The organism is Nostoc sp. 2RC, from assembly GCF_014222165.1.
Lineage (GTDB): Bacteria > Cyanobacteriota > Cyanobacteriia > Cyanobacteriales > Nostocaceae > Nostoc > Nostoc linckia.
In genome coordinates, this window is the sequence record NZ_JACKZU010000024.1 from 1 (window position 1) to 26140 (window position 26140).

Genomic DNA, 26140 nt, shown 5'->3' on the forward strand with positions numbered 1-26140 from the left:
GTTTGTATCAACCTTAAGTGGACGCTACCACATTTTCATGCTTGGCGGTGAAATTTTTTTCATTGGGACTGCCTTCTGAACAATTGTTTTTGTTGAAATTGCCAACAAACAAGATGAAGAAATTGAGGTAAAAACTCAATACTGTTATTATGACCTTGATGGTTGCGATCGCAACCATGTACCCGAAAATAATTTTACTTATCAAGCATTTTTACGGATTTTAAAAGACCAGGAAATTGGCTGGCTTGCCTGGAGTTGGTGGAAGGACAATTGCACAGAACGCCAGATATCCCAAAATGGAAATTTTTCCAGTCTCACACTCTATGGCAACGATATTGTCAACAATTCTGTTTACGGCTTGAAGCTGACAGCTCAAAGAGCAAAATTTTAATCTTACAGCGGCCTTACTTTTTATATCATGTCCGGCAATCCTGGTAAACGGATAACCCCAGTATCGGCAATACAATTAACTGCGATCGCATTATCAGGAAATCCACCCCAAGAAATTACTGCTGAGTCTACATTAATATTGGAGTAGCATTAGCGCTAATCTGCAAAAAATCCGAAAAACTAGAACTTCAGTGAGTAGATAAGTGTATCTTTACCAAATAGAGAGATATACCCAATCATCTCTAGATAAAGGTTGTTAGGTACACCAATACCAATTTTATCGAGATCGTGCAGATGCAAAAGATTACGCAGGCTTTGATTAAATGGCTCCCTACTGGTGCTGGATTCGGTGTAACGGCTCATTTTCTCTTTAACCATCAATGGACGCAAGCTGTAATCTCAACGTTTATCACTGCTGGTTCATCTGTCTGGGTCAAGTTTAGCGGCAAATTCATGGAAGCCCTAGAAAAAAAGGCAGAAGAAAAAGGGGAACAAGCCGGACAATGGGTTGGCGAACAAGTAGACAATTTACCAGCCAAAGTTCGTAAGTTCACTTCAGGTTTTCAGGGAAACTATCAGCAAACCTTGGTCGATTTTTATCGGGACTATAAAACAGAGGGCTTCAGAATCGGTTTACCTGTGTTGGATTTAGAGGATGTATTTGTACCGCTAAAAGTCCAGACAGAAACGCCAGAAAATATCCCTGGAGCAATGGTATCACTGCAAAATTCCTTTAGGACTTCCAAAAGTCAGGAAATTTGGGATTTTTTAGCTGCCATCTCCAGAGAACCAGTTTATCGATGTATGGCTGTGATTGCCCCACCTGGATATGGAAAAACGACGCTACTTAAGCATTTAACTCTGACTTATGCCAAAAATGCTCATGGCAAGTATAAAGCACCAAAATTTGTACCAGTACTTTTGTATCTACGGGATGTGCGCGAACAGATTACAAGTCAGCAACCTCCGACTCTGCCACAATTAATTACTGACTATCTCAAAAATCAACCTGCTTTTGCAGAACTTAATCCACCACCTAATTGGTTTCAAGAGCAGTTAAAACTTGGCAATTGTTTAATAATGTTAGATGGACTAGATGAAGTTGCTGATGAAAAAGAGCGCATTTCTGTCAGCCAATGGGTGAGTCAGCAGATAATATCTTATCGGAGAACAGCCTTTATTCTTACATCCCGTCCTTATGGCTACACTAGTGCGCCAGTGGATGAAGTGGGAGTTATCTTACAAGTACTACCCTTCACCCTAGAGCAGATGAAGCAATTTATTTATAGCTGGTATCTGCAAACCGAAATTAGATGTCGGGCGGGAAGAAATAATTCAGTAGTGCGGGCAGAAGCTAAAACTAATGCAGATGATTTAATCGAACGCATTATCAACAATCGTGCCATAGCAGATATGGCTACAAATCCGCTGCTGATAACGATGATTGCCACAGTTCACTACAGCGGTAGTGCATTGCCAGGACGCAGGGTAGAACTATACCAAAAAATCTGTGAGTTGCTATTGGGAACGCGACAAGCTGCGAAAAAAATTAAAGCTCCTCTGACAGTGGAACAAAGTAAATCGGTGTTGCAAGTCTTGGCGCTCGATTTGATGCGACGAAAAACTCGTAGTTTTACAGTAGTAAAAGTGCAAAATTTAATTGGCAGCGAATTACAAAAAATAGTAGGCACGACGTTAACACCAGCAGGATTTTTAGAGCAAATTAAAGATGTAAGTGGATTATTAATAGAAAGAGAGCAAGGTATTTTAGAATTTGCTCATTTAAGTTTTCAAGAATATTTGGCGGCGGCTGAAGTGAAAGAATTGCAGCAAGAAAATATATTAATTACTAATTTTGATAATCCTTGGTGGGCTGAAACCATTCGCCTTTATGCAGCTCAAAGTGATGCCACAAGCTTAATTCAAGCAGCGCTAAAAAATCAAAGTGTTGCCTCATTAAGCCTTGCTTATGATTGCCTGAAAGAAAGCAAAAAAGTAGAATCAAACACACAGCGACAACTTGAACAAATCCTAGAAGCTGGATTGGCATCTAAAAATCCACAAATTGCTAAGATAGCTGCACAAGTAAGATTAGCACGCAGGCTGAAAAGTTTATTGAGGATTAATGACACTCAAGAAATCGATCAAAGCTACATTACTTATGCAGAGTATAAGCTGTTCATGACAAATAACTTTGGAGTGAGTGAAGCTAGCGCTGACCGTAGTTTATTACCCACTAATTTTAAATTTACTGATGCTACTAAACCTATTACTGGAATAAGTTTCCAAGCCGCAAATAGGTTTTGTGCATGGCTGAGCGTAAATTCTCCTTTAAGGCAGTCAACTGATAAGCTGACAAATTATAGATTGCCAACAGAGGACGAAGCGAGACAGTATCTTGCAAAAGATAATAAGGATCTTTCTTGTTGGACACAGGAAAACCGCAATGACGGAGTAGGAATTCGGATTGTTCAAGACCAATGGCCAGATCGATACATTCAACTTTTAGATTACTTAGCGGCGGGTCAGTGGCGTGAAGCAGACGAGGAAACCACACGAATGATGCTGAAGGTGGCTAACCGAGAAAGGGAAGGCTACCTTGATGTTGAATCTATTGAAAAATTTCCCTGCTCTGACCTTCGCACCATTGACCAACTTTGGGTGTCATACAGCGAAGGTCATTTTGGATTAAGTGTACAGAAGCGTATTTATGAGGAAGAGGGGAGAGACTGGGAAAAGATGTACGATCGCATAGGATGGCATGTAGGACTGTGGACGACTAGTGCCCCTGTGGGACACCTGCCTACATCGGATAGCGCATCGATCGGTCTCTTCTCTCGCGCAGAGACTTGTAAAGTGTAACATATAACGGTTCCAGTCCAAAAAAAATTTCTCCATAAAATTGGTTCTCTACGTATTCATAGGCTTTTCGGGGTTTTGATACCTGGCACGACCAACTTTTGGGCAATTCGCCAAGACAAACTTTTGCGCGATAGCCTGAATCTCTGGGTCTGACGCTTCCCATTGGTTCCAAGGTAAGCTCATTTGACCTGGTGAAGACTTCTTGTTACTCGGCTTACCTTTGAGCTTCATTCCAGCTAGCAGCCTACTACCCCAATAGTTTCGCTTTTCTGGCTTAAGTTGGGGCTTGTACTTGCGGCAAAACCCTCGATACTTAGCCGCGCACTCATCTAGCGTCTTCCCTAGCTGCAAAAATGCGGGGTGCCATTGAGTTAACCCGTCATTACTCAATCGGTCATGAGTACCATTATGTGCGGGACATCAATAAACACCTCAATACTCGACACAAATTTTGTTATTTTACAACTACCCATTGCGTCACACCTGCCATTCCTCGCCAGCCCAAAAATTTCCCAATAGGTTCCCCTGGTAGGCGTTATCTGGTAATCTTGGTAAACGGATAACCCCAGCATCGGCAATACAATCAACTGCGATCGCATTCAACACTGCAATTTTAGTTTTACTCCAAGATGCAGCGATACCTTAGACAATTTTTTCATGAATCCCATCCCTTCAGGCGGTAGAAGTCTCATAAAGCATCACTTCTCCCCAAAAAGCTGTGGTGCGCTGAAGCATAAAGCCTAAACGCACCACAGAATTTAAGATATTTAGAAAATTAATTTAGGCTGGAACAACTTGAGCTACCAAGGAGCGTTTATCAAGGGTGTGAACTTTACCTACTTCGCTCAGAGCATTTACAATTCGCTCTAGCATTTCTCCAGCCTGTTCGCGATATTGATTTTCGCGACCTCGTAAACGAATAACAAACTTCACTGAATCGCCTTTTTTCAACCAACCAACCGCTTGTTCGATGCGTAAATTATAATCAGCTACTCCCACATTGGGACGCAGCCGCACTTCTTTTACCGTTGGTCTGGCACTTTGTGTCTGACGCTTTTTCTTTTGATACTGAAACTTGCCATAGTTGAGGATCTTCGCTACTGGAGCTTCTTTGCCTTCGGAGACTACAACTAAGTCAAGTTCCACGCTCTGCGCTAGCTGTAGAGCTTCATAGGTATCAGTCAAACCACGATTGTTATTTTCATGGTCGATCAAGAACACTTGAGGTGACTTGATTTGCGAGTTAATTTGTTGCTTTTGGATTGCGATAATGTTTTCTCTCTATCTACTATTGTTCAATCTTTTGCTTTGCAAGCAATCAAATTCTAACACAAGCTTCATGTGAAGACATTGAAGCTTGTGTTAACCTTTCTTTCACAATAGACTTCTAAGAGAAGTGGGGAAAAGGGTAAGGGGTAAAGGGGAAAGGGCAAATAAAAACCCTTTTCCCTTTCCCCCCTATGAGCAAAAGTTACTTTTGCAAGAGGTATGATGTTAGATTTTACAACTAGGTACATCGGTGTGAATATTTATCGTTGCAATGAGGCATCTCTTTGCGTCCCCGTGTCCCCGTGTCCCCGCGTCAGTCTTAATGATAAGTCTTCAATGGAACATGATATTATTGATGACTGCTTAACATTTGCATAGGAATTTCAATTTGAAATTCAGTACCCTCACCTAATGCAGAAATACAATTGAGTTTCCCTTGGTGCTTTTCCACAACAATCTGATAACTAATTGATAACCCTAAACCAGTTCCTTGACCAACAGGTTTTGTAGTGAAAAAGGGATTAAAAATTTGTTCTTGAACCTCTGGCTTGATACCAGAGCCATTATCCTTAATACTAATCAAAATCCTTTGGTTATCTACAACTGAAGTTTTGATTTGAATGGTTGGAATCTTCATGGAAGACTGCCAACATTCCATATTCTCCTTGAGAACATAAATCGCATTATTGATAATATTCATAAAAACCTGATTCAATTGATTGACATAACAACTAACCTTGGGCAGTTGACCATACTCTTTAATTATCTGGATATCAGGCATTTTGTTGGGTAATGCCAACTGATGATTTAGAATCATCAATGTATTATCTATGCCTTCATGAATATCTACAGATTTAATTTTTGCTTCATCTAGTCGTGAGAAGTTCCGTAAGCCCAGAACGATGTCTGTAATTCGCTCAGCACCTGCTTTCATAGATCCCACTAACTTAGGTAAATCGTTACACAAATACTCTAAATCGATAGATTTTATTTTGGCTGCTACGGCAGGAGTTAATTCAGGATATTCATCACGATAAACTGCAATTAAATCTAATAAATCATCGATATACTGATTTGCATATTCAAGATTACCAGCAATAAAACTAACAGGATTGTTAATTTCATGGGCTACCCCTGCTACCATTTGCCCCAGACCAGACATTTTTTCACTATGAACTAGTTGAGCTTGTGCTTTTTGTAAATCGAGCAGAGCTTTGCTTAATTCTGATGTTCGTTCTGCAACTTTTATTTCTAATTCATCGTTTGCCTTTTGTAAAGCCATTGCGGCTCTGTAGGTTTCTGTAGCAATACTAGCAATATGGGTAGCGGTTTTGAGAATTTCTAAATGATGCCTAGTAGGATGACAGGGAAATTTATGAGATATGGCAAATGTTCCTAAAACTTCACCAGTTTGCGAAACAAAAGGTGATGACCAACAAGCTTTGATGTTGTGACTCAAAGCAAAATCTCGAAAATCAGCCCATAAAGGATCGTTAGCAATATCATTTACAAATACTGAATCTCCTCTATAAGCAGCAGTACCACAAGAACCAGAACATTCACCAATCATTAAACCATCAACACCCTTAGCAAATTCTTCTGGAAGAGTGGGTGCTGCTCCTCCCCTTAAGCGACGCTTGTCTTGGTCTACAACTAAAATAGAACAATACGCTCCAGGTAATTGTTGCTCTAGCAATACACAAAGATTGTTAAAAATTTCATATAAATTGACTCCAAAGGCTACTTGCTCTAAAACTTGACTTTGGGTGTAAACTAATGCTTCTGAACGCTTGCGTTCGATCGCTGTTGCTAAGATATGAGTTACAGATTGTAAAAAATGAACATCATCTGGAGAAAAATTCCTGGTCTCAGTAGCATATACTTCCAGAAAACCTAAAGGTTTACTCGCACCTTGAATTAGTACACTCAAACCAGTAACGCTGTCGGGAGGAGAAGAAATAATTAAATCTTCTGTCTGACAATCGGGTATGTTGCAATTAAGAATTTGCTGAGTATTTTCCAACCATTTTTGTTGTTGCTCAATATCTGTGATATTAATTTCACAAGAGTCCATTTCTAAAGCTTTATCCCCAATGCTAGCTACTTTCCGCAAAGCATTACTATCTGAAAGTATTTGCCAAATTCTACTGTATTTGACATTGAGTATTTGAGCTACTAAAGTAACTGTATTTTGGAATAAATCTGATAATTCAAGCCCGGAAAGCGCTTTTTGCCCGATTAAATTCACTGCTGCTTGATAGCTGAAATTCATCGATGCATGATCGTCATTCTGCCACTTATTGTTGGAATAAGTTGTTTTATTTGATGCCCCTAAGTGTAAATTCATAAATCCAATATCATTTTTATGTGTATCTCATAGTTCCCTAAAAAATTTGAGATCTCAACTTAATTGTCAAAACTTTAATGATAATGGAATTTTTATAAATCAAAGATAAAGTAGTGCCAAAGCATCTAAATTCATCTTGACAAAAATATTAGTTGATGTTTTCAAGAATGCAGAATTCTAAATCATCAAGTTTTTAAATGCCACATAAATGTTGTTATTTGATAACTACCCATTGTGTAACACCCGCCATTCCTCGCCAGCCCAAAAATTTACCAATGGGTTCCGCCCGCTGAATAGCAATACGAATTAAATCACCACCGACTCGTTGATGCCATTGAAATAAAGTTTGTTCGCCTTCTACCGTCACCACATTGACCACCAAACGTCCACCCGGTTTTAGTGCTTCCCAACAAACATCAAAAAGTCCCGTTGCTGTTACCCCGCCACCAATAAAAATCGCATCTGGTGTTGGCAAGTCTTTCAAAGCAGCAGGCGCTTTACCCGCGATGATTTGCAGATTTGGAGTACCGAGAGTGGCGGCATTATCAGCAATATATAATAATCTAGATGAGTTTTGCTCGATCGCCACCGCCCGACACCGTGGATGAGTTCGCATCCATTCAATGGAAATGGAACCGCAACCCGCCCCCACATCCCACAATAATTGTCCCGGTGTCGGTGCTAAAGCTGCTAAAGTGATTGCCCTAACTTCACGTTTGGTTAATTGTCCATCGTGGTGGTAGGCATTATCTGGCAATCCTGGTAATCTTGGTAAAGGAATAACCCCAGCATCGGCAATACAATCTACTGCCATCGCATTCAACGCTGCAATTTCAGTTTCACTCCAAAATGCAGCCATACCCTCCACAATTCTTTCATGAACGCCGCCCATACGCTCCAAGACGGTGATTTTGCTGCCACCATAGCCGCGATTTGTCAAAATTTGGGCAACAACGGCGGGTGTGTCCTTTCCTTCGCTCAAAATCAACAGCTTAGCTCCCGGATAAATGTAAGATTGCAGCAGTGAGGATGGACGAGCATTTAAACTCAAGGTTTCCACCTCAGTTAAAGACCATCCCAACCTGGCACAGGCGAGGCTAAAAGTTGAAGGTGCGGGGATAATGGTGATTTCGGAAATGGGAATTCGCCTCGTTAAAGTAACACCAATGCCGTAACACATAGGATCGCCACTTGCTAGTACGCAAATCGACTCACCGCGACGCTTGATGATTTCCTCTACAGAAGTGGCGATGGGAGATGCCCAGATTATTTTCTCACGTTGGTCATCCGAAGGCAGCATTGCTAAATGGCGATCGCCTCCCACAATTACTTTAGCTTGGGCGATGACCGAAAGAGCGATGGCACTTAATCCCTGCAACCCATCTTCTCCAATACCGATAATAGAAAGCCATTTCTCTGTCATGCTAGTTCATGATTAATATTTTTCAGCCAGAATTATTTGTTACTGCTGAAGCTGTTTAATTAACTCCAGCATTTTTTGGTATTGCTCTGTGTTTCCCTGTTCTAGAAAGAGATTAGCTGCTTTTTGTAAATCAGCGATGGCACCTTGTTTATCTCCCAATTGATAACGGACAATCCCCCGTCCACTGTAGGCTGGAGCAAAGTCGGCATTGAGTCGCAAAGCTGTAGTAAAATCAGCGATCGCTCCCTTTTTGTCTCCCAATTCAAAGCGGGCAATTGCGCGTGCGGCGTAGGGTGGGGTCAGGTTGGGATTAATTTTTAATGCTTGATTAAAATCTGCGATCGCTTTTTGTTTATCTCCCAATTGATAATAGGAAATACCCCGTCCACCGTAGGCTTCGGCGTAGTTGGGATTAATTTTTAATGCTTGGTTAAAATCTGCAATGGCGTTTTTGCTATCATCCAAACTATTACGAGCAATCCCTCGGTTATTGTAGGCCAACAGATAGTTAGGATTAATTTCTATAGCTCGATTATAATCGGCGATCGCACTTTTTTTATCTCCCAAAGCAGAACGAGCTAAACCCCGATTATTGTAAGCATCGGCATCTTTAGAGTTAATTTTCAAGGCTTGGTTAAAGTCATCAATTGCGCCTTGAAAGTCTCCTAAATTATAGCGGGCAAGACCGCGATTATTGTAAGCATCGAGATATTTGGGATTGAGTTTAATTGCTGTAGTATAGTTGGCGATCGCACCTTTAAAATCTCCTTTGTCGTAGTTATCGCCAGCTTGAATATAAAAATCGTCTGCTTTCGGCGTTTTTGGTGTTGAGATGCTGGGAGGAGTAACACCTAAATCTATCCCAGCTTGAGTTGATAATCTCAAAAAAGTATTAATGGGAATGCCTAAATTAAAACCTGATTTCACATAAGCAACTGTGGAATTTATCTTCGATGTTTCGATATCTGCTTCATCTCCTCTCCCATGAATGCCAATCAATTCACCTTTGTCATTTAACACCGGGCCGCCACTCATACCTGGTAAAGTGACATTGTTGTAAACTAGGGCATAACCATCACGCAAAGGCTGAGAGGCATTAGCAGTAATTCTTCCATCAGTGAAGTTGTAAATTGTGTTGGAAATTGCTGCTGTGGCTTGGGGAAAACCAGCCACATAAGCAGTGGTGCCTTCTGTGATTGTATTTGAGTTGCCGATTTTAGCCACGGTATAACTTTGAGGGCTGGTAAATTGGGCAATGGCCAAATCTACTTCTGGCAGTTTTTTCACAGTGTCATAATTTAGTTGATGGCGTTGATTATCTGGGGTGACGATTTCATATTTAGCTTTAGTTTCAATTACATGTTTAGCTGTAATAACTGTGTAAATATTACCTTCTTTTTGAATAATTATCCCAGTGCCAGAACTATTTTTATTATCAATTAATACTGTGATTCCTTTGGCAATTTTACCCACTTCAGTTGATGATAAAGCCATTGCCGATTGCGGTTGCACAAAGGTGATTGTGACTCCGATAATTGCTGGAGTAAGTAAATAATCAAGTTGCATCATTTAATTTTTTTATTTTAATTTTTGTTTTTATAAGGTTTCCAAGTCTCATGAAGTACAGACCAATTTATTCACTGTTCCCTGTTCCCTGTTACCCAAAACGAAAAAACTTTGTACCTCACGAGCATGAGAACGGCTATACCTAGCTCTATTTTGGCGCAGTACAAGAATTATTAAAACTATATGCTTCCTGCCAACGTTGAACATTTTTTTTGCCGATAGGAAATACTTTAGTATCACCATTCACAAAAGTTAAACGACCTTTAACTTCTTTTGCAGGTGCAGTCCTGAGCATATTAGCTGCATCAGCATTAATAGCAAATGAAGTATCTGTCATATACCAAGTGCTGGAACGTTCATAATTTGTATTGTTTTCGTATACACTATATGTGTATTTTCCTGAAAATCCTCTGGGCTTGATATTTGGACTGGGAGTTAGTTGGAGAATTTGACCATCAATTCCTAATTCTATGAGTTGGGGAACAAGTTCGTCTAAATCGGCTTGACCATTAAAAGGAGCTGATTGAACAATTATTTTCACAAAGCACCCTTCAATTTTGCTACCCCATAAGGAAACTACAACAAACCTTCCAGGGCGGGGACTATCAAAGGGACTTTTAAATATACCTCCAGATTTATCTTCTCCGTGGCGCTCAATTACTACTTTTCCTAAAAGCGAATTGACAAGACTATCTTGAATATTGACAACTGCATCAAAAGGCAATTTATCACCAGCCCAAGACATTCCATTCACAGTATTGAGTTCATCTTCTCCAATTGAAGTTTCGGCAATGACACTTTCTTGACCAAGATTAAGCAATGCCGCAACCAGCAATAAACTCAAAAAGCTTGATTTGAAAATTCTTTGAAACATAGTAATTACACACAAAGTATATAATTTATTTTATACAGCATATTTACCGAAAAGTGAAGTACACAAAGATTCACCCTTCAGGTCTGTTTCATATCATGTCCGCATAATTAGTTATGATTCCCACAGCCATTGCACCGCACCCCTTAACCCCCTCCCTTAGCAAGATACAGCTAGCACCCGATGTAGAGACGTAGCATTGCTACGTCTCCACTAATTGCGTATTTTGAGTGTATTTAACAACGTTTACCAGGACAACCATACCCTGTAGTTCCCGCAGAACCATTAATTGTGGGAGGTCGTCCTGTAATGGGAGGAGTAGACGGTTCTGCAAATCTTGTTGGTGCAACTCGTGTAACTGGTGAATTTTGGATTGTCAGTCCCAAATTCTTGCCTATTTGGGAGTTAGTCAAGATTTTGATGGGAATTCCTAGATTAAAACCTGATTTGATAATAATGTTGGGATTTCGATCGGAGATTTGAAAGTTCTCGGTCATATCGGCTCTTCCGTGGATTCCCACTAGTTCGCCTTTATCATTTAATACTGGGCCACCACTCATCCCTGGCAAGGTATTATTGGTGTAAACTAAGGCATAACCGTCGCGCTGGGGTGCATTAGAAGAAATTTGCCCGGTGAGGAAACTGTAACTTGAATTAGAAATTGCTGCTGTGGTTTGTGGGAACCCAGCTACATAAACTGCTGTACCTTCTGTTGCTTCGTCTGAGTTGCCGATTTTAGCAACAGCGTAACTCTGGGTGCTGGTAAACTGCACAATGGCTAAATCTACATCTGGAAATTTTTTGACGGTGTTGTAGTTGAGTGGATAACGTTGAGCATCTGGGGTGATAATTTCATATTTGGCTTCAGTTTCAATTACATGTCTAGCGGTCAGAACAGTGTAAGTATTGCCGTCTTTTTTGAGAATTACGCCACTACCTGGGCCACTTTTTTTGTAAATCTGCACCGTTATTGCTTTGGCAAGCTTCCCGACTTCTACTGTGGATAAGGCTATGGTGGTTTGTGGTTGCACAAATGCCATCGTCACCCCTATAATTGCTGTTGCTAATCCACCATCCAGCCTCATTATCTGACCTCTAATCAGCATTATTTAATAAGGAAAAATCTAGAGTTTTTGTAGATTTTGGTGTTAGCTGCACAATCTTTTCCATTGACACAGCCCAACTCAGGCGAATAATCATTTTATGTAATTGCTCATCTGTCTTGGAGCCGTCCTGAAAAACAGAAGGGACATCCCACACAGGATAAGCGTGCATTCCATTTACACCCACAACCTTGCCCTGACGATTCAACAGCGGCCCTCCACTCATGCCCTTTTCAAGATTATTCGTGTACCCTAACTGATAGCCTCCTTCTAAAGGTTTGGGTAGCACCAATAAAACTTTACCTGTAGTCAAGGCAAAATTTTTTACTAGAGAACTGTCTTCTGTGGCAGGAAACCCGCCACTAAACACTTCATCGCCCACTAGTGGAGAAGAACCAACAGATGCTACAGCATAGATTTTGCCTTTACTGTGAAATTTCAATAAAGCTAAATCGTTGTTGCCAAAGTTTAAGCCTTTAGGTAAATCTGCTGCATAGATTTTACCATCTGGTGTTTGAATGCGATAGGGGCGATCGCCTGCTTCTAATACATGAGCATTGGTCAAAACTGTATAACTAAAATTTTGTTTTTTCAGTATAATTCCTGAACCTAAAAAATCTGCTGCTAAAATTTTGACAGTGATAGACTGGGCTTTTTGGTAAAGTTTCTGGCTTTGATATTGAGCAGAAACACTGAGAAACGGTGTCGATGCTGACAATGCCATCGATACACTGCCAATCCAAATAACCAATCTCAATTTACGCCAATTCATGTCGGTTTCCAGGTAATATGAAATTGCTGGCGTAGGCATAGCCCGTTGGAGACATGAATATTATCTGAATCTTAATTTGACTCACTGTTTAGCTCATCTGTAGCGTTGTTCAGATACTCATCAAAAATAATATTTACGGTGTCTTCACTAGTTTCATTCAATACATTTCCAGCTACCAATCCCCGACGATTCAATAGCCTTCGCATAGTCAGTTTAGCATTACTACCGCGCTTGAGAGTGAATAACAAAGTGCTATTTGTACAAGCAGCATTTTGGTTAGGAGCCGCGCATACAACTGTTTCTCCTCTGAGCGTTCCAGTTTTGATGTACTTTAGCGTACCATTATCATAGCTCCTTTGAAATCTCCGAGATACCTCCTGACAACGGCGTTCATTTGTCCACTCTTTGGGGAAATAATCTTGAGAAACCCATCTAATCATTGGCACTTTTCTGCCATCTTGGGTACGTGCAAATGTGATGGGTACACCATTACTCTTGGCACAGTAAAATGTTGTACCACTAGCATAGCTAGGCTGATTGATGGTTGCAGTTGTAGTAAATGCACTCAGCGCAGCTGTAACAATACCTATCAACCTTTGATTAAATAACTGGAATTTCATTATTTTACTTTTCATACCGATATGGTTGAGTTAAAAATCCGGGTCAATGGCCCTTTGATTGTATCTAACACATTAATAGGTGTACAATCAAAATAACAGATTTATCATCTAAGTGTTGGGTAATATTTAATAATGTTTTTCTTTCAGTTTTACCTATTATTAATGCTTATTTAAATCTGGTAAATTTTGTAAATTAATGATACGTATATAATGAAAAAGTCATTCGCAATCAGAGCAGAATTACTTTATCAAAAGGTGAAACAATATTGGCGATCGCCCAACCGTTGGTTTGTAGATACACCAGAAAGGGCACTCATAGATGCTTACGAAGCAGCTCAGAGAATTAAAACAATTGAACTCGAACATTTTAATGGCAAAAAAATCTCTTCTGCTTCCGGAAAATACACTGAAAATGTCATGTCTTATTGGCAAATATACCTTGATAAAAATTTAGCTATTATCAAGATTAGACTGGCGGAATTCACACTCAGTCGGACAATTATCGACATCTCTAATTCTGCCTTATTAGAAAAATTGCAAGTAATTGATGAAATTGTAGAAAAATACGCCATTAAAAATCAACTCATTGATTCTCAATCACAAGAAATTCACAAAACCAAAACCAAAAATACTTCAGAATCAGTTGATATTAATGAAATTAAAAGTACATCTCCATTTGAGAAGACTGGAGTCTTTCCTGGGTCTATTGGTAGGAGTATCAATGTAATTAAAGGAGATTTTTCACCCCATGCAGAAGAAAATTTTGCCAGAAATTATCGATTATCGAGAAATAGGACAAGAATTGCCCTCAGATTTTTTCTGATTTTAATTCTTGTACCCCTTGTAACTCAGCATTTATCTAAAGAATTATTAGTAAATCCCATAGTAGAAAAAATTCGAGGTGAAAATATCAATCAAATCTTTATTAATTCTGACATGGAAGAAGAGGCTCTCCAAGAATTACGTAATTTTCAAGCAGAATTAAGATTTGAATATTTACTGCATCAAGCGCCACAATTATCATCCCAAGAGGTACAAAAAAAACTCAAAGAAAAAGCATCTGAGATAGCTGAAGAATTTAGGATCAAAAGTAATAGCAGTATTAGTAATGTTTTTGCTGATTTAATATCCTTAATTTCTTTTGCTTTAGTTATCAATTTTAGTAAAAAAGAAATTGTAGTTGTTAAGTCATTTATAGATAATATTGTCTACGGACTGAGCGATAGTGCTAAAGCCTTTTTAATTATTTTGTTTACAGATATATTCGTAGGATTCCACTCACCACATGGATGGGAAATTCTTTTAGAAACATTGGCAGAACATTTAGGTTTGCCAGCCAATACCAGCGCTATATATTTATTTATTGCTACATTTCCTGTAATTTTAAATACTATCTTTAAATATTGGATATTCCGGTATCTGAGTCGCCTATCTCCTTCAGCATTAGCTACATTAAAAGAGATGGATGAATAACTATAGCAGTCTGATTTGATTAATAGACTTCTTGTATAAGTCGGGAAAAGGGGCAAGGGAAAGGGGGAAAGGTTTGGTATTTTCCCTTTCCCCAATAAAGATGTATCCCTTTGACCACAAGAGTCCAAAAAGCAATTGATTGCAAGAGGTCTAATGAACTGAACTGTATAAGCAGGGAATAGAGTTCTGCGCCGCTTAGACTTCTCTTGGGGTCGCCGTGTCGCCGCGTCAGTCCATTATTCATTCACCAGTCGGACTCCAATACCAACTGACTCCTGACTTCTGAATTCTGTTTTGAGAACTCAGAATTTAAAATTAACCAGACTTGGATATCCAAGGTCAATAATTTGAATAAAATGTAGTAATCCAGATGACAAGCCTTTATCTTGAGATATGGGGTTGTTCTCTTGTCCCCTTGTCCTTGTGAGGCCTGGTATGGATTTTGAAAGCAAAGCTAAAACTTCAACTACAACAAATAATGTAGATTTTGCTCAACCAACTACCACTCGTAAGTCACTAGAATTACTGCGAGACACTGAGGCTTTGTTTCGTCGCCCAACTGTAGCAACACTAGTACCAATCTTACCACCAAAACTCAGCGATAGATTGCAAACAGCTTCGTCTTTAGCAGATGACTCTTTTAAAGAACTGTCAGAAATTGACCTAGACAATATTAGTGATTTGGAACTGCGGCCTGCACGAATTTTTCTCGGCTTAAGCTTTATCGGTTTTAGTGCGTTGATGATATTAGTACTTTTATTGTACTTAAATACTTTACATCCAGAACTGAATGCAATAGAGCAGATTCGACAATATTGGTATGAATATGTTTGGTTTGTTAGTTTAGGGATCGCAGGAATGTTTATGTTGGGTCGTGAAGCCATGCGTCCGATTCCAAAACGCCGAAAATGAGGAGACTTTATACATGAATTATGATGCTTTTATTGTTCCACCAGGTTCCAAGATTTCCTTGAAAAAAAACTATGACCCAGCTTATAAAAGCGATTTGTATCAAAAAGTAGATGCTCTAACTAAATTAAAAGCAGATATTGAACGACTAGCAAATTACCAAAATATTCTCTATGCTCAAAATACTTATGCTTTGTTAATTATTTTTCAGGCTATGGATGCTGCTGGAAAAGACAGCACAATTAAACATGTGATGTCTGGCGTTAACCCCCAAGGATTCCAAGTATTTAGTTTTAAGGGGCCGAGTGCCGAAGAATTAGACCATGACTACCTATGGCGAACAATGAAAGCTTTGCCAGAAAGAGGCCGAATTGGTATATTTAACCGTTCTTATTATGAAGAAGCTTTAGTGGTTCGCGTCCATCCAGAAATGCTCAAAAAGCAACAACTACCGAAATTTCCGGAGGGAAATCAGATATGGAAACAGCGCTTTCAAGATATTAACAACTTTGAAAAATATCTAGTAAATAACGGTGTAATTATTTTAAAGTTTTTTTTAAACGTCTCCAAATCAGAGCAAAAAAAGCGATTTTTGCAAAGAATTGAATCACCGGAAAAACATTGGAAATTTTCCGCTAGCGATGTTCGAGAAAGAGCTTTTTGGAATGATTACATGGATGCTTATGAAGAAGTTTTTAATCACACTAGTACAAAATGGGCACCTTGGTATATTATTCCTGCCGATCGCAAATGGTTTACTCGCTTAATAGTTGCCAATATCATCTGCACAAAACTAGAAGAACTAAATCTAAAATATCCGATAGTCACAGAGGAACATAAACAACAACTTTTAGAAGCAAAACGCATTTTAGAACAAGAAGATTCCTAAATCAAGGAAACTCCAAAAAATCAATTATTTTGGTTCTATTCGTTGACCGTCAACAGTCAACCGTCAACAGTCAACAGTCTTCTATGAATTATGTTGAATTGGTATTACCAGGGGCCCCAAATAGCAAAGGTTATTCCTGGGGTTTGTACGTTGACAAACATTGTCTGACCATCCAGAGAGAAGCAAACCCCAGCGAATTCTGATGTGTTGAGGGCATTCCTGGCAAATTTGTAAAGGCTACCACTGGGAGTAATGCCGAGAATGTAATCCGTTCCATCCCCATCTTCACAAAGAAAGATGTCCCGGTTAGGGAAAATCACAATATTATCTGGATTATCTAGCACACCAGAATTGTTGGGTTCAATATAAAGTTCAACAGTATTATTAGTGGGCGAATAACGCCATATCTGCCCATCTCCAGAACTACCCCCACTCTTGCAAGTGAAGTAGACATAACCACCGCCATAAAAAATGCCTTCCCCACCTGAAAATCTGGCAGCACCTTTGTTATAACCTTCTGTTCTCACAGTATCAGTGGTGGGATCGGGATTGGTAATCTGTACCCATTCCACCGCCTTGGGGGTATTTTTTGGAAAACCTGTAGCTGTGTTAATTCCAGACGACCCTGTAATCTTTAGGGCGTATAGTAAACCGCCTGCACTCAAGTTGTTGCTTTGGTTGGGAATAAAGCGGTAGAACAACCCGTTCCCCTGGTCTTCAGTCATGTAGATATACCCTGTGTTGGGGTCTACAGCAGCAGCTTCGTGATTAAAACGCCCCATTGCGGTGAGTGGGACGGGAATAACAAAAGTAGTTGCACTACTGGGAACTTCAAACACATAGCCATGCTTCTTGCTGTTATTGGTTTCAAAGGTTTCTTCACAGCTTAGCCAAGACCCTGAAGGCGTAGGGCCACCGGCACAATTGCGAATGGTTCCCGCTAGAACTCCCCGATGTTCTATCAAGGTGCGGGAAGAACTAACAACCAATTTAGTGCAACCGCCTCTGGCATTTGTGTTGTACTTCCTGCTATTGGGAGCGCCCAAACCATTGCTAGAGGAAGGAGTGAGTTCGTGGTTGCGAATTAGAATCGTATTTCCATTAGCTCCGGCAAAAGCACCCATACCATCATGACCACCGGGTACTTGGTAACCATCATTCATCGTTTGGCCTGTTTCTGACAGCCTGCGGTAAGTGAATCCAGCTGGCAAATCTAATACTCCGTTGGGATCGGGCACTAAACTGCCGTAGGGGCCTGCTGCGATCGCTGGTTTAGCATAAAAGGCTTGTAAAGGAGATAGCAGGACGGCCCCTGTAGCTGATGCCCCTGCCAAGGTAAAAAACTTACGTCTTGATAGATTCAATGTATGCTTCCTAAAGATTTTCTATGAGGCTTTAGCCAGCCTCAATTATCTGGGATGAGCAGTTTATTTGAATTTAATAAGAGGTTAAAAACAGTTTATTTAATGGATTAAATTTATTTAGAAAATATTTAGCTTAAACAAAAAGAAGCCTCATATCCGACCCGAAGGGCGGTGTGGGATGAATTTTTGGGCGATGACGAATTGACCCATAACCAATTCAATCCGCAGGATTGACAGGACGGGGGGTCGATGTTAGCGAAGCGGTAGCAACGAAGGAGCGTCGGAATCGCCATTTTTAACTTTGAGGGAGTCAATAAAGTCTTCAATTACATGAGTCATAGTTTTGTCGTTTTGACTCGCATATAATCGTAATTTATTTAATCTGCGCTCAGATATCCTTAAATTTAATGTTTTATTTTTCATTAATACCAGTACAACGTCCTTACATTTATGTAACCCTAAATATAGGTCGAAAACAAGGATAAAGTAATGAAAACGTCATATCAGTACAAAATCAAACCCACTAAAGAGCAAGCACAAAAAATAGATAAAACTTTGGAAATGTTACGTTGCCAGTATAATTATTTGCTTGCTCAAAGGTTTGACTGGTATGAGTTTAATCGCTGTTCTATCGATAGATGTCCGCTAATTTGCCACTTACCAGAATTAAAGGAACAACCTAACTACTACAACCAAAAAGCGTCTTTGGTGCAACTCAAAATAAATAGACCCTGGCACAAAGAGATTCACTCCCAAGTATTACAGGAAGTCCCTAAAAAAGTTGAATTAGCTTTTGACAGATGGTTAAAAGGTGACGTTAACGGGAAGAAGTCTGGTAGACCTAGATTCAAAGTTAGAGGACAATATAAAACTTTTACTTATACTCAATTTAAACAGCATCACTTTGTTAACAACAAAATTACGCTGTCAAAGATTGGAGAAGTTAAGGTAATTTTCCATAGACCAATACCAGATTGCTTTGACATTAAGACTGTATCTGTTACAAAGAAATCAGATGGTTACTATGTGACCCTGAGCCTTGATGATAAAACAGTCCCCACAGTTAAACCTGATTTCAATCCTGATAATATCGTTGGTATTGATGTTGGATTAATTGATTTCTATGTGGCTTCCGATGGTTTTAGAATTGCTGCACCAAAACATTTACGTAAAGCTGAACGTAGATTAAAGTCAACACAGCGTAAAGTGTCAAGATGTAAAAAAGGTTCTAATCGTCGTAAAAAAGCTATTCAAAAACTAGGTAAACAGCACAAAAAAGTTGCAGATACTAGAAAAGATTTTCACTTTAAAACAGCCAAATCACTACTTGATAGATATGATGTAGTTGCTGTTGAAAATTTGAATATTAAAGGACTAGCTAAAACAAGACTGGCTAAAAGCGTCAATGATGCCGGATGGGGACAGTTTATAACAATACTTTCAAACAAAGCCGAAAATGCTGGTTTGAAAGTAATAACTGTTAAACCAAATGGTACTAGTCAAGAGTGTTCTAACTGTGGTCACATAGTTAAAAAGCCATTATCTCAAAGAATGCACAATTGTCCTGTTTGTCATACTAGTTTGTGCAGGGACTTGAATGCAGCTATAAACATAAAGAACCGTGGGGCACACGGTCTTAAAGCTCAGTTAATGTCCTCATAGAGGAGTCGCTGAGAAGCCTACACTTGCCCGAAGGGAAGTGTAGGAGATGTCACTGGTCTTTTTTCATTAGTTCTGAGAGTTTTAAGTAAGGAACCGCAAAGTACGCAAAGTACGCAAAGAAAGAGAAAGATTTTCTTCCTTTGCGCTCTTTGCGTCCTTTGTGGTAGCCTGCGGCAAGCCGCTACGCGTCTACGTTTTTTTTACCTTCAAAATTAATACGATAGACCACTAGCTTGGTGAAAATAAAATATGATTTTTAGATAAGTTCTTAATAGCTTTATTGGATAAATAAATCAAGAAGAATTAAGAATTGCAAAACTTCAAAAATAGTAAAGTTAGTCTACTGCCAGCGCCAAGTTGATACACAAAAAAATCAAAATATTAGAAACGAGATAGTGGAAACTGCGAAATTTTAATACATCCTGTTGACAATCCTCTAATTTTAGTTATGGTAATTTCCCTATTCCCTTGGAAAATTCTGCTGTAAAATCAGTTTGCTGGGGTACTCAGCAAAATTGCAATTTTAGATTTTTGTGATGTGCTTAGTCAGTTACCAACTATCAACGCCCTAAAACAGCCCACAAGTTCTGCTTGGATCGAACAAGCGATCGCTAACTTAGATATCATCTTACTCGACCACTCCCACTGCGAACGCAAAGCCGCAGGCGTGGCCTTGAACTTTATGTTCCGCTACCCTTCCAATACTAAAATGGTACGGGAACTAACAGCGATCGCCCGCGAAGAATTAGAACACTTCGAGCTAGTTAACCAATGGCTAGAACGGCGGAATATTCCCCTAGCTCCCCTACCACCACCACCTTATGGAGCGGGTTTAAAAGCTGCTGTACGTCCTCAAGAACCCCAACGATTTTTAGATTCCTTACTAGTCACTGGCTTAATCGAAGCTCGCAGTCACGAACGTCTGGGATTATTGGCTGCTTACTGTCCAGAGCCAGAATTAGCAAAATTTTATCGCGGTCTCATGGCGTCCGAAGCGCGCCACTACGGTATATATTGGGTTTTAGCTGCTACTTACTTCGACAAAGAAATTGTCATGCAACGCCTTGATGAATTAGCAATTGTTGAAAGTGAGCTGCTGGCGACTTTGCATCCAGAACCTAGAATTCACAGTTAGTAGACCAAGGTCACTATGAAGCTTCAGCTAACACACTTGAGATTGCTTGTCTCCAACTACAAAGATTCTTTTTTGTTCTACCGAGATCTGCTAAAGTTTGATGTCGATTGGGGCGATGAAAATAGCGGATATGCTGAATTGAACACCGGACATCTCAAACTCGGTTTATTCAAACAGGAATTAATGGCTCAAGTAGTCCCAAGAATCGATCAACCTTCCTACGTTGTCAATCGAGATAAAATTGTCTTGATTTTCGCAGTGGATAACGTGGATGAGGTCTATGAACAAGTTAAAAATGGTAATGCGATCGTTGTCACTCCACCCACAGACCGTCCAGATTGGGGAATCCGCACAGCCCATTTTCGCGATCCTGATGGAAATTTAATCGAAGTTTATAACAATTTGGGAATTGTTAGTTAAAAATAACTCACAACATTTTAGATTTTAAATTTTGGATTTTGGATTACAAATTCAAACAAAATTTAAATATTTGACGGATAGTTTAGTACATAAATAAGCTGCTTGGAAAACCTCTATATCCAAAGCCTTTATTGCTCTATTGCCCCTTGCCCATTGCCTATTCCCTATTCCCTATTCCCTATATTGACTTTTCTAATTAAAATAAACGCACAGGTTTAGTCTGCAAATTAGAAGCAATTGAACTCACTCGATCCACCACAGAAATCATATATTTATAATCCGGTACTTGTCCGTTGGGTACATAGCCAACTTCTTGAGCTAAACCTGAAGGTAAATCACTCATTACTTTGCGGATGAATTCTTGACGGTTACGCTCTACATTAGGCCCAATTAAAACCACACCCAGTGGTACGTAGTGGGGATCTTTAAATAGGACTCGGAATTCTGTCCCTCTCAACTGTGGAGCGTAAATACTCAAATCAGCTTCGGATACTGCACAAGCGCTGGCTTTACCTTGAGCTACTAATTCCAGCCCTGCTTTTGGTGTAGGTGCAAACAATATTTCAGATAAAATCGTACCATAAAGGTTGTAAAGGGGAAAATAATATCCAGTTGCTGAACCTAACTGACCTAAAGCTAGTGTTTGATTTTGTAGTTGTTTTAATTCAGAGATTGAACTGTCCTTGCGAACAACAAAAATTGAACGCAAATTACTAATACCTACTAAAGGAAATAAAGGAATATATTGGTAACGTGCGATGCTGATAGCTGCTAAACCTGGTGGCGCAAAGACCAAAGACCAAGCACGAGCCTGAAGGCGCTCAACTGCTTTGTTTTCATTAAAAGCAGGCTCTAATTGAATATATGAGCTTGTTTTTTCACCCAAATAATTATTAAATTTAGCATATTGATTAATTATTTGTTCGCCTCCACCATAGTTAATAACACCAATAGTTAACGGGCCTTGAAACTTTCGTCTTGGTTGACAACTAGCGAATGTCAAACCTAGCAAATGAAACAGAAATAAACGACGGGGAAATCGCGAAACCATCACTAAATTATGATTGAGAAAATAACTTGAGTTAGAGAACTAAATTTAAATAAACTTATTTCCAGCTTCAAGAGACGAAAATACGACAAAAAATTAATATTTATTAATTGGGCGATCGCCACTTTTTTAATAGGTATAAATAAATATTAAACAATCTTGTATGCCACCTTTGTTACTTAAGTTATGTTAAACAACATTACGTTAAAAAACTTAAAAATAGGGTCGAAATTTAATTTACTTTTAATATTAGTTTTCATCGTGAGTATTTTGGGAAGTGGACTTGCCTTATCCAGTGTACTTCAGGGAAGAGCGCAAAATGAAGTTACTTCCCAAGCGCAGATTCTCATTCAAATGGTGAATGCAGTTAGAAACTATACACAGGTTCGGATAGATCCCTTATTAGCACCTAGACTAGAAACCAATCCTACATTCATGCCTGAAATAGTGCCAACTTTTTCATCAAAAGAAGTTTTTGAGAATTTTCGCAAAAAAGCTGAATATAAAAACTTTTTTCATAAAGATGCAACACTTAATCCCACAAATTTAGCAGATAAAGCTGATACCTTTGAAACTCAACTTGTAGAGCGTTTTCGCAACGAACCAAACACCTTAGAAATTACTGGCTTTCGCACCTTGTCAGAACAGGAAGTGTTTTACATTGCGCGACCACTCAAAATTACACAGCAGCAATGTTTACGATGTCATTCTACACCAGATCAGGCCCCTAAAAGCCAATTGGCAACTTATGGCTCAGAAAATGGTTTTGGCTGGAAACTCAATGACATTGTCTCTGCTCAAATAATTTCTGTGCCTTCAGAAGAAATTTTTGCCAATGCCAAACGTACTTGGATATTGATTATGGGGCTTTTGATTACTATCTTTGCAATTATAATTTTCTTGATTAATTTTTTAATTAAAAAAGCCGTAATTCAACGAATCAAAAGAATTGAAAAAATTGCACAAAGAGTTAGCACTGGTGACATGACTGCTGATTTTGAAGAGATATCTAATGATGAAATTGGTGGATTAGCAGAAGCATTTAATCGTATGAAATCCAGCTTAAGAATAGCTATGGATATGTTGAATAATCAGAGTTAAAGAGTTGTGGACAGGGGAAAAGGTTAAAGGGAAAAGGTTAAAGGTTAAAGCAGGGATCTTTCTTTTCCCCTTTGCCCTTTGCCCTTTGCCCTTTGCCCCTTGCCCTTTGCCCTTTGCCCCTTGCCCTTTCTCCTTTCCCCTTGCCCTTTATTTGCCCAATTTAAGAAAGTAAACGTTGCTCAAATTGCAAGGCTTTTTGAGCTTCAGGAATTTTTGAGGCTAAAATTTTTACTAGTTCTGTGCGAGAAATTTGTCCAGAAGATTTAAGAGCTTTTTGGACTAGAAATTTTGCGATTGGGCCGATTAAATCAGCTAATTCGCGTTCGCATTTTTCGATAAATTTGTCGTTAATAGCTTCTTCTTGATTTGGGGAATTATTTGAACTAATGGATGAATATTCAGATTTAACAGTTAATTCTTGGATTAAAGTAGGTTTCTCGAATAAAAATGTTGTTTTGTTATGAAAATCAACAAGTTGATTCCCTCGCAAATAAACTTTCAATTGACTAATTAATTCTTCGTAATTGGCTGCTGAAGTTGTAACTTGTTGCAGTAATCTTGGGGCAACAGGGCCGACTAATTCCAAAAGAATTTTTTCTAAGCGTTTGTAATTTTCTGGAGACAAGATAGCAGCAGCCGAATAGCCAATTGAGTTTTGTTGAGCAAGTGAAGTTTGAGGGGGTTGTGTAAAATGTGGAGGTTGGGGCGATCGCACTTCTACTTTGCGATGGAGATGCTCAAGTATGCGTAGAACTTCAGCCGCAGACTGATAGCGTTGTTTAAAGTGGTGTAGCACCATCTTAGATATAATCAAAGCCAACTCAGAACTGATATTAGTCTGATGCTGCCAAGAAATTTCTCCTGTATCTGAATCTTCCTCAAAGTTTGTCGGATGTAAACCCGTCAACGCTTGGATAGCAATAATACCCAACGAATAAATATCACTGTTGGGGCGTGGCTTACCTTGTCCCTGTTCTGTAGACATGTAACCTGGAGTGCCAATAATAATACTAGCCCCAGAATGCCCTGAAACAGTCAGGAGTTGAGTTTGCATTTGTTTGACTGCACCAAAGTCAATCAGCACTAACTTACCATCTTGTTGCCGCCTAATTATATTGTCTGGCTTGATATCCCGATGAATAACGTTATGGCTGTGAATAAATTGCAGAATATCCAATATTTGTTTGAGGAGTTGAATTACTTCATCTTCTGTCCAACGTCCGTTGGGAGGTAGTTCTGCTTTGAGAGTATGCCCTTCAATGAAATCTTGCACCAAGAAAAACTCTTGGTTGTGTTCAAAATACGCTAAAAGCCGAGGAATTTGGTCATGGGTTCCCAGTTGTTCTAGTGTTTCCGCCTCACTGGTAAATAGCCGTCTGGCAGTTTGGAGAAATTCAAGACTGGGAGTGACTGGCTTGAGGTGTTTGACTACACATTTCGGAAAACCCGGCCTGTGGGTATCTTGGGCAATGTAGGTTTGACCAAACCCTCCTCCACCTAAAACTTGAAGGACTTGGTAACGTCCGTCTAATAACTGTCCTAACATTGTGTTACTTGCTTAAGTCCTCAAATTTATCTTGGCACAACTACCAGCTCTAGAAAAATTTTTTGAACAAGTAAGTAATCAACCTTAAAAAATGTAGGATAGATTTTTTGCGATTCCTTCGCTATACTACGTTCAGTTTGTAATTAAATTTGACGTTTAATTATGTTGAATTACTTAAATACAAATTCAAAAATTCAAAATTCAACAATTATGACTCTATCTAAGTTTGGGGCTTTAAATATGTTGGCAAATTTTAGATAATTGGTGTAAATATAGCAATCATATTTCAATTACGAAGAATATCGGTGTTGACTGTTGACAGTCAACAACTCCAATACGTAATATTTCACAAATTATTTGGGATTGCTATATTTAATTATTGTTAAAATTCCAGAATTTTTTAAATATTTATTTTTCCTGAAAAATTATGTTTAAATTTGAGCCTAAGAGCTAATGGGGTAAACTTAAGTAAAGTACTTGTCTAATAACGGTTTCAGTAAATTAATTCCATACAACATTTATTTACTGAAACTCAGACTTAGCAATTAGTTTAGTATCCTTAAGATTTTTTTGACGAATTAGCTCTTAGTATCCAGAATTCTTTAGTACTTATTGGTTTCAAAACTAAAGTGAATTCTGTTTATGCAGTTTTATTTACAAAGTAACCGCTTCCCCTAAAGCTCAACTTATAAGCTAGCGGTGCTTGAGGAACTTCGTTGAATGTGGAATTTTCCTCAACAAGATAACTAACGCCACGATATGTCAAATTATGACCAGACGTAAGCGCTTGTTGTGTTTTTTTACTGCCAACTTGCCTGGGGTTATATTCATAACTCAAACCACGATAGTGAAGTTTCATAATTTTTGCCTCCTGAATAAATGTTATCCAATAATGTTGATGAATTATCAGAAGATAATTGGACAGTTATGCAAACTTTTTCAGGAACAGGTTAAAGCATTAGCCGTCTAAAGTGAAAAGTCATAGGGCATAGGGCATAGGGCATGGTGCATTTGCTTCCCCTGCCCCCTTCGCCATCTCCCGTATGCCTACCCTTTGCATTCTGGGGTAACGTGGTTAACAATGGGTTGAATGTTTTTTAAATGATTCAATCTTATGCCTAGAACTCCAAATGAGTACGCCGTATACCTTCTACTGGAAACTGGCCACCGTGAAGAAGTACGTTTTCCTACTATTCAAGAGTTTCAAAAGTGGTATAGTGGCGAACTTGTGCCCAAATCTGGTTCCAGTGACTTTATTAGCGTCCCGATCAAGAATATTCAGGGGGAGTATATGGTAGTACGCCCTTCTCGGATTGTCGCAATCCGGGTAGAACCTGTTTTTAGTTCCAGCGTTGAAAGATTCAACTAAA

At 39.1% G+C, this 26140-nt stretch carries 23 protein-coding genes; 9 read left to right on the forward strand and 14 right to left on the reverse strand.

The genetic code is table 11. The features are described 5' to 3' along the window. Positions 1–684 precede the first annotated feature (684 nt). Complete coding sequence (locus tag GNE10_RS04820) at positions 685–3252, forward strand: NACHT domain-containing NTPase (protein ID WP_185563903.1); 2568 nt, start codon at positions 685–687, stop codon at positions 3250–3252. A gap of 48 nt (positions 3253–3300) precedes the next feature. Here GNE10_RS04820 and GNE10_RS04825 read toward each other — a convergent pair whose 3' ends face one another. The 10 genes from GNE10_RS04825 to GNE10_RS04870 form a co-directional block, all read right to left on the reverse strand. Then, a complete protein-coding gene (locus GNE10_RS04825; RefSeq protein ID WP_260446804.1) occupies positions 3301–3642 on the reverse strand; it encodes a hypothetical protein in 342 nt (113 codons plus the stop codon). Positions 3643–3729: 87 nt separating this feature from the next. After that, entirely contained in the window at positions 3730–3858 is a 129-nt protein-coding gene (locus GNE10_RS36475) for a hypothetical protein (protein WP_397324819.1), read from the reverse strand. 174 nt (positions 3859–4032) lie between these two features. Then, the gene (infC, locus tag GNE10_RS04835) at positions 4033–4524 is read right to left on the reverse strand and encodes a translation initiation factor IF-3 (protein WP_185563923.1); all 492 of its coding nucleotides are present in this window, start codon (positions 4522–4524) and stop codon (positions 4033–4035) included. Positions 4525–4870: 346 nt separating this feature from the next. After that, the gene (locus tag GNE10_RS04840) at positions 4871–6868 is read right to left on the reverse strand and encodes a GAF domain-containing protein (RefSeq protein ID WP_185563904.1); all 1998 of its coding nucleotides are present in this window, start codon (positions 6866–6868) and stop codon (positions 4871–4873) included. A 214-nt stretch (positions 6869–7082) separates the two neighbouring features. Next, positions 7083–8291 (reverse strand): precorrin-6y C5,15-methyltransferase (decarboxylating) subunit CbiE, encoded by a 1209-nt coding sequence (cbiE, locus tag GNE10_RS04845; protein WP_185563905.1) that lies wholly within the window; start codon positions 8289–8291, stop codon positions 7083–7085. Between the two features lie 39 nt (positions 8292–8330). Further along, positions 8331–9860, reverse strand: a complete 1530-nt coding sequence (locus tag GNE10_RS04850; RefSeq protein WP_260446805.1) for a tetratricopeptide repeat-containing serine protease family protein — start codon at positions 9858–9860, stop codon at positions 8331–8333. Positions 9861–10005: 145 nt separating this feature from the next. Next, complete coding sequence (locus GNE10_RS04855) at positions 10006–10731, reverse strand: hypothetical protein (protein ID WP_185563906.1); 726 nt, start codon at positions 10729–10731, stop codon at positions 10006–10008. A gap of 233 nt (positions 10732–10964) precedes the next feature. Beyond that, positions 10965–11813: a serine protease gene (locus tag GNE10_RS04860; RefSeq protein ID WP_185563907.1), complete on the reverse strand. Its 849-nt coding sequence runs from the start codon at positions 11811–11813 to the stop codon at positions 10965–10967. Positions 11814–11823: 10 nt separating this feature from the next. Beyond that, on the reverse strand, positions 11824–12603 hold the full coding sequence (locus GNE10_RS04865) for a serine protease (RefSeq protein WP_185563908.1): 780 nt from the start codon (positions 12601–12603) through the stop codon (positions 11824–11826). 71 nt (positions 12604–12674) lie between these two features. Continuing rightward, positions 12675–13223, reverse strand: a complete 549-nt coding sequence (locus GNE10_RS04870) for a COP23 domain-containing protein (protein WP_185563909.1) — start codon at positions 13221–13223, stop codon at positions 12675–12677. Between the two features lie 210 nt (positions 13224–13433). On the opposite strand from GNE10_RS04870, the gene GNE10_RS04875 reads away from it, so the two are divergent. The 3 genes from GNE10_RS04875 (at position 13434) to GNE10_RS04885 (ending at position 16494) form a co-directional block, all read left to right on the forward strand. Continuing rightward, positions 13434–14696, forward strand: a complete 1263-nt coding sequence (locus GNE10_RS04875; protein ID WP_185563910.1) for a proton extrusion protein PcxA — start codon at positions 13434–13436, stop codon at positions 14694–14696. Between the two features lie 435 nt (positions 14697–15131). Beyond that, positions 15132–15608 carry a hypothetical protein gene (locus tag GNE10_RS04880; protein WP_099070104.1) on the forward strand — a complete coding sequence of 159 codons (477 nt, stop codon included), beginning with the start codon at positions 15132–15134 and terminating at the stop codon, positions 15606–15608. Positions 15609–15621: 13 nt separating this feature from the next. Continuing rightward, on the forward strand, positions 15622–16494 hold the full coding sequence (locus GNE10_RS04885; protein ID WP_099070105.1) for a polyphosphate kinase 2 family protein: 873 nt from the start codon (positions 15622–15624) through the stop codon (positions 16492–16494). Positions 16495–16598: 104 nt separating this feature from the next. On the opposite strand, the gene GNE10_RS04890 is transcribed toward GNE10_RS04885, so the two are convergent. After that, on the reverse strand, positions 16599–17858 hold the full coding sequence (locus GNE10_RS04890; protein WP_185563911.1) for an alkaline phosphatase PhoX: 1260 nt from the start codon (positions 17856–17858) through the stop codon (positions 16599–16601). Positions 17859–18347: 489 nt separating this feature from the next. Between GNE10_RS04890 and GNE10_RS04895 the strand changes: the two genes are divergently transcribed. From GNE10_RS04895 to GNE10_RS04905, 3 genes are all read left to right on the forward strand, one after another. Next, entirely contained in the window at positions 18348–19520 is a 1173-nt protein-coding gene (locus GNE10_RS04895; protein ID WP_185563912.1) for an RNA-guided endonuclease TnpB family protein, read from the forward strand. 538 nt (positions 19521–20058) lie between these two features. Next, complete coding sequence (locus GNE10_RS04900; RefSeq protein ID WP_099070107.1) at positions 20059–20655, forward strand: tRNA-(ms[2]io[6]A)-hydroxylase; 597 nt, start codon at positions 20059–20061, stop codon at positions 20653–20655. A gap of 15 nt (positions 20656–20670) precedes the next feature. Beyond that, positions 20671–21075, forward strand: a complete 405-nt coding sequence (locus tag GNE10_RS04905) for a VOC family protein (RefSeq protein ID WP_099070108.1) — start codon at positions 20671–20673, stop codon at positions 21073–21075. Positions 21076–21271: 196 nt separating this feature from the next. On the opposite strand, the gene GNE10_RS04910 is transcribed toward GNE10_RS04905, so the two are convergent. Beyond that, complete coding sequence (locus GNE10_RS04910; protein ID WP_185563913.1) at positions 21272–22126, reverse strand: phosphate/phosphite/phosphonate ABC transporter substrate-binding protein; 855 nt, start codon at positions 22124–22126, stop codon at positions 21272–21274. A 183-nt stretch (positions 22127–22309) separates the two neighbouring features. On the opposite strand from GNE10_RS04910, the gene GNE10_RS04915 reads away from it, so the two are divergent. Then, positions 22310–23224 carry a DUF3365 domain-containing protein gene (locus tag GNE10_RS04915; protein WP_185563914.1) on the forward strand — a complete coding sequence of 305 codons (915 nt, stop codon included), beginning with the start codon at positions 22310–22312 and terminating at the stop codon, positions 23222–23224. A 160-nt stretch (positions 23225–23384) separates the two neighbouring features. On the opposite strand, the gene GNE10_RS04920 is transcribed toward GNE10_RS04915, so the two are convergent. Both GNE10_RS04920 and GNE10_RS04925 read right to left on the reverse strand, forming a co-directional pair. Beyond that, on the reverse strand, positions 23385–24770 hold the full coding sequence (locus tag GNE10_RS04920) for a serine/threonine-protein kinase (RefSeq protein ID WP_185563915.1): 1386 nt from the start codon (positions 24768–24770) through the stop codon (positions 23385–23387). Positions 24771–25410: 640 nt separating this feature from the next. Further along, positions 25411–25629 (reverse strand): DUF4278 domain-containing protein, encoded by a 219-nt coding sequence (locus GNE10_RS04925; protein ID WP_185563916.1) that lies wholly within the window; start codon positions 25627–25629, stop codon positions 25411–25413. Between the two features lie 255 nt (positions 25630–25884). Here GNE10_RS04925 and GNE10_RS04930 point away from each other — a divergent pair, with 255 nt between their 5' ends. After that, a complete protein-coding gene (locus GNE10_RS04930) occupies positions 25885–26139 on the forward strand; it encodes a hypothetical protein (RefSeq protein ID WP_099070113.1) in 255 nt (84 codons plus the stop codon). Position 26140 lies beyond the last annotated feature (1 nt).